At 34.7% G+C, this 13,258-nt stretch carries 13 protein-coding genes; 4 read left to right on the top strand and 9 right to left on the bottom strand.

Annotated elements, in window-relative coordinates:
* The first annotated feature begins 364 nt into the window (after window positions 1–364).
* The 4 genes from GMB29_RS03600 (at window position 365) to tatC (ending at window position 4,106) form a co-directional block, all read left to right on the top strand.
* Window positions 365–1,273, top strand: coding sequence for an RluA family pseudouridine synthase (locus tag GMB29_RS03600; RefSeq protein WP_136353483.1), 909 nt, complete (start codon window positions 365–367; stop codon window positions 1,271–1,273).
* 206 nt (window positions 1,274–1,479) lie between these two features.
* Window positions 1,480–2,916, top strand: coding sequence for an alkaline phosphatase PhoX (locus GMB29_RS03595; protein WP_136353481.1), 1,437 nt, complete (start codon window positions 1,480–1,482; stop codon window positions 2,914–2,916).
* 102 nt (window positions 2,917–3,018) lie between these two features.
* Complete coding sequence (gene tatA, locus GMB29_RS03590) at window positions 3,019–3,249, top strand: twin-arginine translocase TatA/TatE family subunit (protein WP_136353479.1); 231 nt, start codon at window positions 3,019–3,021, stop codon at window positions 3,247–3,249.
* Window positions 3,250–3,365: 116 nt separating this feature from the next.
* Entirely contained in the window at window positions 3,366–4,106 is a 741-nt protein-coding gene (gene tatC, locus GMB29_RS03585; RefSeq protein WP_136353477.1) for a twin-arginine translocase subunit TatC, read from the top strand.
* 71 nt (window positions 4,107–4,177) lie between these two features.
* Here tatC and GMB29_RS03580 read toward each other — a convergent pair whose 3' ends face one another.
* The 9 genes from GMB29_RS03580 to GMB29_RS03540 form a co-directional block, all read right to left on the bottom strand.
* A complete protein-coding gene (locus GMB29_RS03580) occupies window positions 4,178–4,756 on the bottom strand; it encodes a class D sortase (protein ID WP_136353475.1) in 579 nt (192 codons plus the stop codon).
* 126 nt (window positions 4,757–4,882) lie between these two features.
* Window positions 4,883–5,461 carry an NAD(P)H-dependent oxidoreductase gene (locus GMB29_RS03575; protein WP_136353473.1) on the bottom strand — a complete coding sequence of 193 codons (579 nt, stop codon included), beginning with the start codon at window positions 5,459–5,461 and terminating at the stop codon, window positions 4,883–4,885.
* Window positions 5,462–5,579: 118 nt separating this feature from the next.
* A complete protein-coding gene (locus GMB29_RS03570; RefSeq protein WP_136353471.1) occupies window positions 5,580–6,545 on the bottom strand; it encodes a magnesium transporter CorA family protein in 966 nt (321 codons plus the stop codon).
* A gap of 308 nt (window positions 6,546–6,853) precedes the next feature.
* Window positions 6,854–7,867, bottom strand: coding sequence for a siderophore ABC transporter substrate-binding protein (locus GMB29_RS03565; RefSeq protein WP_136353469.1), 1,014 nt, complete (start codon window positions 7,865–7,867; stop codon window positions 6,854–6,856).
* A gap of 228 nt (window positions 7,868–8,095) precedes the next feature.
* Window positions 8,096–8,863, bottom strand: a complete 768-nt coding sequence (locus GMB29_RS03560; RefSeq protein WP_136353467.1) for an iron ABC transporter ATP-binding protein — start codon at window positions 8,861–8,863, stop codon at window positions 8,096–8,098.
* A complete protein-coding gene (locus GMB29_RS03555) occupies window positions 8,860–9,816 on the bottom strand; it encodes an iron chelate uptake ABC transporter family permease subunit (RefSeq protein ID WP_136353465.1) in 957 nt (318 codons plus the stop codon). The genes GMB29_RS03560 and GMB29_RS03555 overlap by 4 nt, the downstream gene beginning before the upstream one ends.
* The gene (locus GMB29_RS03550; RefSeq protein ID WP_136353463.1) at window positions 9,803–10,759 is read right to left on the bottom strand and encodes an ABC transporter permease; all 957 of its coding nucleotides are present in this window, start codon (window positions 10,757–10,759) and stop codon (window positions 9,803–9,805) included. Before GMB29_RS03550 ends, GMB29_RS03555 begins: the two co-directional genes overlap by 14 nt.
* A 670-nt stretch (window positions 10,760–11,429) precedes the next feature.
* Window positions 11,430–11,819: a ribbon-helix-helix domain-containing protein gene (locus GMB29_RS03545; protein ID WP_136353461.1), complete on the bottom strand. Its 390-nt coding sequence runs from the start codon at window positions 11,817–11,819 to the stop codon at window positions 11,430–11,432.
* Window positions 11,820–11,895: 76 nt separating this feature from the next.
* The gene (locus GMB29_RS03540; protein WP_136353459.1) at window positions 11,896–13,098 is read right to left on the bottom strand and encodes a Bcr/CflA family multidrug efflux MFS transporter; all 1,203 of its coding nucleotides are present in this window, start codon (window positions 13,096–13,098) and stop codon (window positions 11,896–11,898) included.
* Between the last annotated feature and the right edge of the window lie 160 nt (window positions 13,099–13,258).

Below are 13,258 nucleotides of genomic sequence, written 5' to 3'. Positions count from 1 at the left end.
TTTTGTATACTAAGAAATGCGCAAGCGCCTTGTTCAGCCCCGACAAGCATAAGACAGGCCATAATAGAAGGCGCATTTTGCCTTCAATTATGGAATGGCTTATGACTCGAGGGGCTAGGCGCTGGAGCTAGACACTGAAACTAAGACAAAAAACTTACACTTCTTATGCTTCTAAAAAAAGCGCAAGCGCCTTGTTCAGCCTAGGGCAACCTGCGTAGAATAGCAAAAGAAATTGTTATTTACCAAAAATTCTAGGTTAGCGTATGAACTCTTGCAGTACTGAGCTTCATGGCTAGGAGGCACTTAGAGCAACAAACATAAAAACAACGTTAATACTAGCTATATATAAAGGATTGGTGGCCAATTGAAACGAATAGGTGAATGGTTAGAAATAGACATTACGAAAGAGTGGGCTAATAATACCGTGTATCATGTCCTTTCGAAAGAACTCGGTGCATCTAAAGCGATAATCAAAAAGTGGAATGCTGCATCTTCCATCAAAAAAAATAAGCAGAAAGCAGATGTCAATCATAAACTGGAGCTTGGCGATCGGCTATATTTACATCTTTTTGGAGACGAGGATTATGGTGTCATACCTGAGTATAAAATAGTCGATGTGTTATATGAAGACGATCATTTATTAATAGTCAATAAAGAGGCTGGAATTGATACACATCCAAATGAACCAAATCAAAAAGGAACGTTAGCAAACGCTATTGCTTCCTATTATCAAATGAACGGATTACAAATTAGAGTTAGGCATATTCATCGTCTTGATAAAGATACGTCAGGAGCCATTATTTTTGCTAAACATGATTTATCACACACTTTGCTTGATCAAGCTCTTGAATTAAGAAAAGTTAAACGTACATATATCGCAATAGTGGAAGGAAAATTTGCGCAGACAAAAGGGATAATTGATCAACCTATTGGAAGAGATCGACATCACGCTACACGGAGGAGAATTTCTCCAAATGGGCAAAAGGCCATAACACATTATCAAGTAGAGCAATATTTATCAAGTAAAGACTTGTCCATTGTATCACTCCAACTTGATACGGGAAGAACTCACCAAATCAGAGTTCACTTAAGTTCCATGAACCATCCGATTATTGGAGATGTGTTATATGGTGGAAAAAAAGGACTCATAAACAGACAAGCGCTTCACGCTGCAAAGGTATCACTAACTCATCCATTAACAGAAGAGGAAATTGAGGTTGAGGCTAAATTTCCTAAAGATATTCATTCAATCATCACAAAAGCACAGCTATGACAATCTCTCTAGTAAAATAAAGAAAAGTCCCTAATTTTGACATTATAATCCATTTGAACTATATAGAATCTAGTTAATTTAACTCAAATTGCTGAGTTAATGAAACATTAACAATTTATCAACAAATAGTTAATGTTCACTTGGTAGTTTTTAATTAGACATACAACGATGACACCCACCCAAACAATTTCAAGGAGGTATCTTCATTGAATAGCAAAAACATGAACCGTAGGGACTTTTTAAGGGTCGGAGGTATGAGTACAGTTGCATTGTCTTTAGGGGCTACCGGTGTCTTCTCACTTGTTGGTAATAAAAAAAGTTTCGCTTCATCAAATGCAACTACTAGAGGATTCGGTGGTTATGGTCCATTAGTGAAGGATCCAAACGGAATACTTGATCTACCACAAGGATTTCAATACCGTATACTTTCTGAGGAGGGCGGCAAACTTTCTGATGGACGGCCCATTCCAGCAATGTTTGATGGTATGGCTGCTTTTGCAGGACCTCATAATTCTACTATTTTAGTAAGGAATCATGAGCTAAGTGGTAATACAAAGTATCCAGTTGAAGGAAAGAACCCTTATGATAAGACCAAAACAGGCGGCACGACAGCTCTAGTTGTTACTCCAGATCATAATGTTGTAGAAGAGTATGTGACATCAGCTGGTACAATTCGTAATTGTGCTGGAGGAGCAACACCATGGGGTACTTGGTTAACTTGTGAAGAAACAATGAATGAGGGCCATGGCTATGTGTTTGAAGTAGACCCGAATGATCCTGAAAACAAATTATCCAAAACACCGATTAGAGATATGGGTGCTTTTTCTCATGAGGCAACAGCTATTGACCCTGTAACTGGTTATGTTTATCTTACTGAAGATGCTTCAAAAAGCTTTTTATATCGCTTTATTCCAAACGATACGAGCAAAAAACCAGGTGCGCTGCAAAAAGGCGGAAAGCTGCAGGCAGCTGCGATAGAAGAAGTTGGAAATACAAATGCAAGTTCTTTTAATCAAGGCCAGAAATTTGGAATTGTTTGGAAAGATGTAGATCCTGAAAAGCCAACTCTTGAAGCTGAACAAAAAGGATGTATTATCTTTAGTCGTCTTGAGGGTGCATATTTTGCAGGAGGCGTATTCTGGTTTGATGATACCTCTGCAGGTGATGCGAGGAAAGGCCGAGTATACCGTTATATCCCAGCTACAAACACGTTAGAGCTGTTTTATGAATCCTCAGATGCCAATGATCTAGAGTCACCTGATAATATTTGTATTACACCGTGGGGAGATTTATGGATTGCTGAAGATGGTGCAGATTCTGACCGCATGATTGGTTTAACTCCAGAAGGAGAAGTGTACGTTTTCGCAGAGAATAAATTAAATAATAGTGAATTAGCAGGCCCTGCTTTTTCACCAGATGGAAAAACTTTCTTTGTAAACTGTCAATCTCCTGGAATCACATTTGCCATATGGGGTCCTTTTGCACGACGTAATTCTGCAAGACAACGTCAAATGGGTCATGCTGCACCACCTGGCAATTATGCTCCAATTGTTTCGGACAAACTTATTCAATTTGCTGAAAATCAAGGGATGTCTATTCTTGAAGCAGCTGCACTACAACGAAATGGCATGCCTATTACTTAAATAATTTGAAAGCTTATACATGCCTTTATCATTTATTTTTATTAAAGCTCATTACTATTAAAAAAGCCTTTTTTATACAATCTTATAAATTGGAGGTTTCATATGTTTCAAAACATAGGAATACCCGGGCTTATCCTAATCCTAGTTATAGCTTTAATTATATTTGGTCCTTCAAAGCTTCCAGAAATAGGACGAGCTTTTGGATCAACATTAAAAGAGTTTAAAAAAGCAACAAATGATCTTGTAAACGGTGATAGCAAGGAAAATGATAGCTCTGAAGAAGGAAAAAAGCTTCAAGCTATTGATAACACTAAAAGCAAAACAGGTAGTTAAACAATGGAAGATGTAGGTAGGTCATTAACCTGCTTGCATCTTTTTCTCATAAATACCTATCCTACATAGTGATCTTAATATCCATTTTTGTTTTCTTTTTGAAAGGAGCTAAACTTATGGATTTAACTGAGAAGAACGTGATTGAACATTTAGGTGAATTACGAAAAAGAATCATTATTACCATGGTTTTCTTTCTTGTTTCGCTCCTTGTATCTTTCATTTTTGTTCAAGATATACATGATTTCTTAGTAAAAGATTTACATGATAAATTAGCCATATTAGGCCCTGGAGATATCCTCTGGGTTTATATGGCAATAGCAGGAGTCTCCGCTATTACACTTACAATCCCTATTGCAGCTTTTCAAGTATGGCTATTTGTTAAACCAGGCTTAAGAAAAGAAGAACAACGGGTTACTTTAACATTTATACCAGGAATTTTTATTTTATTTATTTTAGGGATCGCCTTCGGTTATTTCTTACTATTTCCTAGCGTACTATCCTTTTTACAAAATCTAGCAGGAGACCAATTTGAAACATTTTTTACTGTTGATAAATACTTTCGTTTCATGATTAACCTTACTTTACCTTTCGGTTTTTTATTTGAAATGCCCGCTGTTATTATGTTTTTAACAAGGCTCGGTATTTTAAATCCAACAAAGCTTGCGAAATCAAGAAAGGTTTCTTATTTTGTATTAATTGTTATATCTGTATTAATTACTCCCCCTGATTTTATATCAGATATTTTAGTCATTGTTCCATTAATCCTTCTATACGAGTTTAGCATCACACTATCAAAAGTTGTTTATCGAAAGAGATTTTCACATGACGAATCTTCTATACAGAAATCTTTCATTTGAAATTTTTCAAGAAAATGAAACAGCCTGAATCTTATACTTGGACTCAGGCTGTTTCAAATTGAAAGAGGCTTTTAAACTTTCTTTACTTTTGCATAAATAATATATCGTTGTGGAGCATTACCAACATAGCTAAATGGATAACAAGTTGTTAATAATAATTCTTCGGCATCGTTCTGTAATGTAATAATACTTGTATCATCTGCTTCCACAATTTTCGTTTTTGTAATTTCATATTCAAAGTTTCCATATGGCAGGACGATTTCTAGTGTATCACCAATTTCAAGTTCTCCTGCTTTTCGAAACACGGTATCTCGATGACCTGACAAGACAATTTGTCCATTTTCATTTGGGTAGTAACTGCCTTTATAATGACCAACGCCTTTTTCAAGATCGTCAGGATCTGTTCCTTCAACTATTGGCAAATCAGCTTTCAATTTTGGAATTTGCAAGATGCCAACTGCTTCCCCAATTGGCGGTTTAAACGTTCCATCTTCTTGTTTATATATGTCTTTACTTGGAGGAGATTTGACGATAGCATTTGCTTCATCTAATGATTTAGAAGTTTGCATCTTTGTATCAAATATTTCCCAAATAGCATAACTGACAATACAAAGACCAACAATAATCAATAAATATGACAACTTCTTCATCTAGCTTTCCACTCTTTTCTCTGTTAATAGTTTGATTATATCACAGAGATAACGCCAAATATTAACAGAGTACATTTAATTCATTTATAATTTGTAATATTTATGTAAAGTTGGAATTTCCCACTTTTATAAAATATCAACAACACTCTTTGCCTCTTTCAACATTGTCAGGCGTGATTCTTTATTTACATGCGGGACGGAATAAAAAAATTTATGAGCAATAACAGTCATCCCACAATATTCAAAAATACCTACATCCATTGCCGTTTCCATCGATGAGACAAGTTGGCTTGGTTTCATAAATTCTTCTGTTTTGCTCGTTGTTTGAAAAATAACTGCTTTCTTGTCTTTTAATAAACCATCTACCTGCTTTTCAGAAAATCTAAAAGCAAATCCATTTGTAAATACACGATCAAAGTAACCTTTCATAATGGCTGGCATCCCACCCCACCAAGTAGGAAAAATGAAAACAAGATTTTCTGCCCAGGTTATTTCATTTTGTTCAACATGTACTTCTTTAGGAAGTTTCGTTTGATAAAAATTCGTATGATTATCCTCTGTTAAAACGGGATCAAATTTAAGTTTATATAAATCCCGAATTTTCACTTCATGGTTTTTACTTGTTAAATGATCTTTGATTTCATTACATATTGCGGCGTTGAAACTATCTTCACAAGGATGAGCCAAGATAATCAGTGTATTCATACGATCCTCCTATAGTCTTTTTCTAAAAAATACAGCAATTCCATTTAATTAAACGTTTGTTTATTACCTTTTTTCAAACAATCAATGGTGTATGGGTCTTATTCTAACCAAAAGTCCATTACTTCGTTTGTTCCGACTTTTTCTTCCCCCACCAGCCTTTTTTTCGGAAATACAAGGCAATTCCACAGCCTAATCCAAAGATGACAAACAAGACATAAAAATATCCATTCTCCCATTTCAATTCTGGCATATTTTCAAAATTCATTCCGTACAAGCCTGCAATAAACGTCATTGGAATAAATATCACACTTACTAGTGTTAATGTTTTCATAATCGTATTCGTATGATCTGCTTTTAAGGAGAGTTGAAGGTTGAATATACTTGCCATGTTTTCAATAAAGGTATCAAGAGCACTTATAATTCGTGAATAATTATGTTGCAGGTCTTGAAAATAAAAACCTGAATCCTCATTCGTATAGGGAAATTCCGATTGACCAATCGATTTAATTGCACTTTCTTGGGGCTCGATAATTTGTCTCAAATCATGCAATTTTACTTTCCAGCGATAAGCTGTTTTTCCAATTTCATTTTCAAATGGATCCTTAAAAACACTTTTTTCTAAGGCTTGTATTTCATCTGCAATCTCATCAATAGCATGAAGAAACTCATGTGAGGCTTTTTGAATAATTTGATACAAAATATAACCGGTATGTGACATATGCTCTGGATTTTCTTCCAAGTCTTTAACAATTTCCGATAATAAATGAAGATTACTGTCTTGTTCACGGGTAATGATGAAATTTTTCCCAACAAGAATATTTATTTTGATAGGCTGATAATTCTCTTCAATTGAAAAGATTGAAATAACGGCTTCATTTTTATAAATATTTACTTTGGGAATCTCATTAAATGTTTCCATAAAGCGTTTTGCTAACGGATGTATATGCAGCTCTTGAAGGATTGAATCAAACGTTTGTTTAAATGATTGATTTTTAATATGAAACCATATAATTTCGTCTGAAGTTGGAAGTATAAAAGACTCAGCTTTCTCTAATTTCTTCGTTTTTCTATTGTATGTAAGCATGTCTTTCCCCTTTGCATATAAAATCCATCTTTTAATTTATTATTTGTAAGGAATAAAATTTAATGCAAAGAACAAAAATCCACGCACCTTGAACAATCATAATCCGACCAGAGAGAAGGTGTTTTTTACCTTTTATTTTTATTTCTAATTGGCTGTAGACTCGTAAAGCAACAAAAACCCTATAGCTGCCTATTCGCCTTTTATTATATAAGAGTAGACGATTTTTCATATGAATTGCATTGAAACAACAAAAATAGGGCTGCCATAAAGTCAGTTTTTACTGACTTTATGGCAGCCTCCTTAATAATTTATTTTAATTCAGCTAAAACTTCTTCGATTTTTGCAAGCTCAGATTGTAAACCACCGCCGCTTGTGTACCAAAGCGGACCATCTAAGTATACAATATGTTTGTTTTTGTAAGCTGTCGTTTGTTTAATGATATCGTTTTCCATGTCAGCTTCAATGGTAGATTCGTTACCATTAGTTGCTGCTGTACGGTCAATTACGAATAATACTTGTGGATCAAATTCTAAAATTGCTTCGAAACCGAAGTTAGAACCGTGTGAAGAAGCTTCAATATCTTCAGTTACAGGTTTGAAACCATATAAGTCATAAATGTAACCAAAACGAGAGTTTGATGCAAAACCAGATAAGTTTCCTTCATTGTACATAGTAACTAATGAAGTTTCATAGTTACCAGCTAAAGCTTTGATTTCTTCAAAAGCTGAATCGTATTTAGCAAGATATTCTTTAGCCTCAGCTTCTTTACCGAACATTTTAGCTGCGGTATCTACTGAAGCTAAGAAAGAGTTCCAGTAATCGTCTTCTTGAGTACCGATGAATACTACAGGAGCAATTTCTTTTAATTCTTCATAGAATGCAGATTGGCGACCAGAGATAAAGATTACATCTGGCTCAAGTGCTGCAATATCTTCAAGTAATGGGGCTTTTAAAGTACCAATGTTTGAGTACTCATCACTTGAATATTTTTCAAGATGAGATGGTAAGCTAGTGTCTTTAGCAACCCCAACGATCCCTTCAACACCAAGTGTATCTAATGTATCTAACATACCATAATCAAACACGACGATTTTTTCTGGCATCGATTCGAATTTAACATCTTCAAAGGTAACTGTACCTTTTTCTTCACTTTCAGTTGAAGCAATTGTTGGAGATACAGTCATTGGATAAACTGGACCTTCCTCCTCTGTAGCTGCAGACGTTTCTTTTTGTTCTTCTGTTGCAGCTTCTTCGTTTGAGCCACAAGCAGCAAGCATTAATAACATAGCTAAAAGTGCAATAGCCAAATACCATTTTTTCATATGTCTTACTCTCCCTTTTATTTAAATTATTTTATTAATAATGAGAATCATTATCGTCAATACTGTCCAGTAAAATTATTTGGAAATTTTTTGAATAAAAATTGCATTCAATTACCCAAAATTGAGCATATGTAACAATTTTGCCACTTCCTAAAAAACATTACCCGGAGAAAAAGTTGCACTGATCAAACTTTTCTCCAGGATGCTCCTTTGGAATATTCAGTTGACTTACGTATGTGAATTGAAGTATACACAAATACGGCATCCATTTTGTTCTTGAATAGGAATATCCATATCGTAAATTTCGCGCAGTGCATCCGAATTAATAATCTCATGCGTTGGCCCGTTTTTCACAAGCTTACCGTTTTTCAACGCGACAATTCGATCTGAATAAACAGACGCGAAATTAATATCGTGTAATACAATGACAACGGTTTTACCAAGCTCATCTACAAGCTTACGTAAAATCTTCATGATTTGAACAGAGTGCTTCATATCTAGGTTATTTAATGGCTCATCTAGTAAGACATAGTCGGTATCTTGAGCAATGACCATCGCGATAAACGCACGTTGTTTTTGACCGCCAGATAATTCATCTAATAGTTTATCTTGCATGTCTGTTAAGTTCATATATTCAAGTGCTTGATCAACAAATTTATCATCTTCTGCAGTAAGGCGTCCTTTCGAATAAGGATAGCGCCCAAATGAAACAAGTTCACGTACCGTTAATCGAACATTAATGTAGTTTGCTTGCTTCAAAATCGAAACGCGCTTCGCAAACTCAGCTGATTTCCATTTTTCCACATTATTTTGATCAAGTAATACTTCCCCTGTATCTGAATCTAATAATCGGCTTACCATAGAAAGAAGGGTAGATTTACCGGCACCATTCGGCCCGATAAATGAGGTAATCGTCCCCGGCTCGATTGTGACAGATACGTCTTCTACAACAGGCTTTTTCCCAAATCTCTTTGTTAATCCCTTGATTTCAATCATCCTGCTGCCCTACTTTCCTTTAATAATAAGTAAATGAAGTAAATACCGCCGATAAAGTTAATAATGACACTTAAAGTTGTACGTAATTCAAAAATATGTTCAACAAGGAACTGACCGCCGACTAAGGCAATAATACCTAATAAGCTCGCACCTAAAATTAAAACAGAATGCTTATACGTAACTAAATATTGATATGAAAGATTTGCCACGATTAAGCCAAAGAACGTAATCGGACCAACTAGAGCTGTAGATGTCGCAATTAAAACCGACGATAAAATTAAAACATTCATTAACATACGGTCATAGTTGACACCAAGGTTAATCGCATTTTCACGGCCAAGTGACATAACATCCAGCTTATCCATAATGAGATAACCGTAAATAAACGCAATGATTAATATAACGATTGCAATATATAATAAGTCAGCCTTTACGTTTGTAAAGTTACCGAATAAACGCGTTTGCAGACTTAAATATTCCACTGGATCAATCAATACTTGTAAAAATGTCACAAGACTTCCTAAAAGCGTTCCTATAATCATCCCCATTAAAAGGAGTAAATAAATAGGATGCTTATCTGCACGGAATAGGAAACGATATAAAATGAGCGCAAATAATACCATTGCAAATATCGCTGCACCGAAATTTAAATATTTATTTAATACCCAAATCGACATTGACCCAGCAAAGAAGTAAATTAACGTTTGTACGACTTCGTACATCGAGTCAAGTCCCATTACAGAAGGTGTTAAGATGCGGTTATGTGTAATTGTCTGGAACACGACTGTTGAATACGCAATCGCAATTCCTGTAACAACCATTGCCGCAACACGAATCATACGTCTTGGAAAGGCGTAATCAAAACCGCCCTTTATATCATAAAATCCGTAAAGTAAAATACAAATAATTGCTAATACCGCTAAAAATATTAACTTCGTACTATTTTTTCGCATATGCTCTCCCCCTAAATAACATAACTAAGAAGATCGCACTACCGATTACTGCCACAGTTACATTAACTGGAATCTCATATGGGTGAATAACAATACGCCCAATAATGTCACATACTAACAGAAAGAAAACCCCTAATACTGCAGTATGTGGAATTGTTTTGCGTAAATTATCACCTAAATAAAGAGATACAATATTAGGCACAATTAAGCCTAAAAACGGAATAATTCCGACAGTTAGTACGACAGTTGTAGAAATAATCGCAACAAGGATAAGACCTATATTTAATACAAGCTTATAACTTAAACCTAGGTTTTTCGCAAAATCTTCTCCCATACCAGCCACTGTAAATTTATTCGCATAAAGATACGCTAAAATAACCGCTGGAATACTTACATATAATAGCTCATAGCGACCAGCAATAATGAGTGTGAAACTCCCCATTAACCAAGAAGAAATATTTTGAATAAGATCTGCTTCGTATGCAAAAAATGTCGTGATAGATGACAAAATATTTCCGTACATAATCCCGATTAACGGAACGAAAATGACATCTTTAAATTTAATACGATCGAGAATCTGCATAAAAATTAATGTTCCCACTAAAGCAAATACGAAGCTAAAAATAACTTGCTGAGTATACGAAACATTCGTAAAGAACAGCATTGAGATTAAAATACCTAGTTTTGCTGCATCTAACGTACCTGCAGTCGTTGGCGATACAAATTTATTTCGACTTAAAGACTGCATAATTAGACCCGCAATACTCATTCCAGCTCCCGCCAATATAATCGCCAATAGACGAGGCACTCGACTGATTAAGAAAGTTTGTGTCTTATCCGAATCCCAATCGAGCAAGTCACTCACCTTGATATCAATCGCACCGATAAATAGCGATATACATGACAGGACTATAGTTGCAATCATTAACATCCATAGTCTCATTTGTAATCCTCATAACGTGTTTATTCTCAGACGACAATAGAAAACGATTATCATTCTAAGTGCAAATTCATGTATATATTAAGATAAATTTTAAATCAACCCAGAATTGTTATGCTTACTTAGATAAGATAGGAAAGTAAATGAATATTTTTATTTAAAAACTTTTGATACTAGGACACCTTTACTCACAGCACTCAGTGTTCCTGCATCAGGTAAAACAAACTTATTAACCGTGGTAAGCTGCAGCTCTTTAGAATTTAAGTATTTTCATCAGTTAATGAAAGAAACCCTTTGGGATTATTCAACCACTCCGATAATATCAAGCCGCATGTTAACACATTAGTGCAATTTAGTCTTGGCTTTCCTTAGATCACTTGACTGTATACTAGTCGTATTCATCATTGGTCTTTCTATTAAAAATATCGTTTTTTCTATCAAAATATGTAAGACTGCATTCCATTGAGATTGATTATCAACTTCAATATTTAATGTAACACAAAAAATAATAAGTGAAAAGTCTTATTTTTTTAAAAATACATTTATTTACCATTTCTTTTTTCAAAAAAATGATATTTTTTTATATAAAAAAAATGAGAGGATGAAACCATTGATTTCACCTCTCATTTTACTTTTCTCTGAATGATTGCTACATTGCGTAAGTATTTAATACTTAAAGTTGGTTGATTAACCTTCTAATCGTTTCAGAGATATCTATGTTTTTTTCAGTACAGTAATTCTTAAGCCTGTTGTATGACTCTTCATCTAATCTAACATGGATAGAGTGATTATATTTTTCGGAGTCTAGCTTTTTAGGTCGTCCTCTCGTTAATTTCCTCTTGTCAATCCCATCCTTCCAAACATTTATTATCACATACCCATGCTTGGCAATCCAATGATCACAATCATTTTCCTTCCACATTTTTTGTGCATTGCTGATAAATTCCTTTTTAAATGCAGCAAGCTCATCACCTTTTAATTGTTTCATAATTGCTTTTTCCATTGCTTTATGCTCGATAAATTGCTGAAATTGTTCATATGATCTAAAAGTTAATTCTTTCATTTTCCCTCTCCTGATAAGCCATTTAGAATGTGTCTAAGATGATTTTATCAACTTTGTAGCTGTTTTGACTCATTTTTTATTTTTTTCTAACTAAAATCATATAAGAAAGAACTGCTCCTATACTTGAGATTAACATAACAACTCCCATTGGAACAGCAGTATTCTCCCCTGCTATTCCTACAAGCGGGGCCGCAATTGCACCTACTATAAAATTTGTTACGCCCAATAATGCAGATGCACTTCCTGCTACTTTTCTATTATTTTGTAAGGCAAGAGAGTTACTTGTCGTACTAACAATTCCAACACTTGAAACGGTTATAAACAATGATGGAATAATAAAGATAAGTTTTACTTGTAAGAAGATTAGTAGTAATAAAGTTGATCCCCCGACGAGAGACATTGATATGCCAACTAACAATAAGGTTTTTTCATTTATTCGACCTGCAAGTCTACCTGTTAACTGACTTGCAATCATGATCCCCAGTCCATTCATTGCGAAGATTAAACTATATGTATCTGCAGATGCACCATATACGTGTTGAATAACGAATGATGAGCCAGAAATATAAGAAAACATCGCTGCAAAAATAAATCCATTAGAAAGTACGTACCCCATAAAGTGAGAATTCGTTACAAGCTGACCAAAGGTTTTTATTGTATTTATGAAGCCGCCTGAAGAACGATTCTGTTGATCCAAGGTCTCACTTAAACCAAAAAATACAAGGAGAAATGCTATCATACCAATAATTGCCAATCCGAAAAAAATGGATTGCCATGGAAACCATCTTAATAACTGTGCACCTATAATCGGTGCTAATATCGGTGCCATCCCATTTACAAGTGCCAAAAGCGAGAAAAATTTAGTCATTTCAGATCCAGAATACAGATCACGAACAATAGCTCTTGAAATGACCATCCCTGCAGCACCTGCTAATCCTTGGATAAATCTAAGCAAAATAAATAACTCCATCGATTGACTAAATGATATAAAAATAGACGTTATCACATACAGTATCATTCCTAGTAATAAGGGCTTTCTCCGTCCATATACATCACTCAATGGGCCTGTAATAAGTTGACCTAAACATGCTCCTAATAGAAAGAAGGTAAGGCTCAATTGAACAATCGAAACTGACGTATTATACTCATCCATTAATGTAGGAAAGGATGGCAAATACATATCAATTGATAATGGACCAAATGCTGCTAGCGTCCCTAATATGAGGGCTATAAATGCTCTTCTTTTTTGCGGAACGTTTTTTCTTTGTTCAATATTCATATCGTTTCCTCTCAATCCTTTTTGTTCTACAAAAAATAGTAATCCTTTTTGGGAGTATTCACAACCTTTTCGTTTTTGGCGAATAAAAAGACTGACTACCACCATTAGAACTTCAAAATGTATGAAGCCTAAATATGATATAATCAGCCTTTATTATTCT

Source organism: Metabacillus sediminilitoris, assembly GCF_009720625.1.
In the GTDB taxonomy this organism is placed as follows: domain Bacteria; phylum Bacillota; class Bacilli; order Bacillales; family Bacillaceae; genus Metabacillus; species Metabacillus sediminilitoris.
The sequence above is the reverse complement of the archived record's forward strand: the minus strand, read 5'-3'. Positions and strand labels throughout refer to the sequence as shown.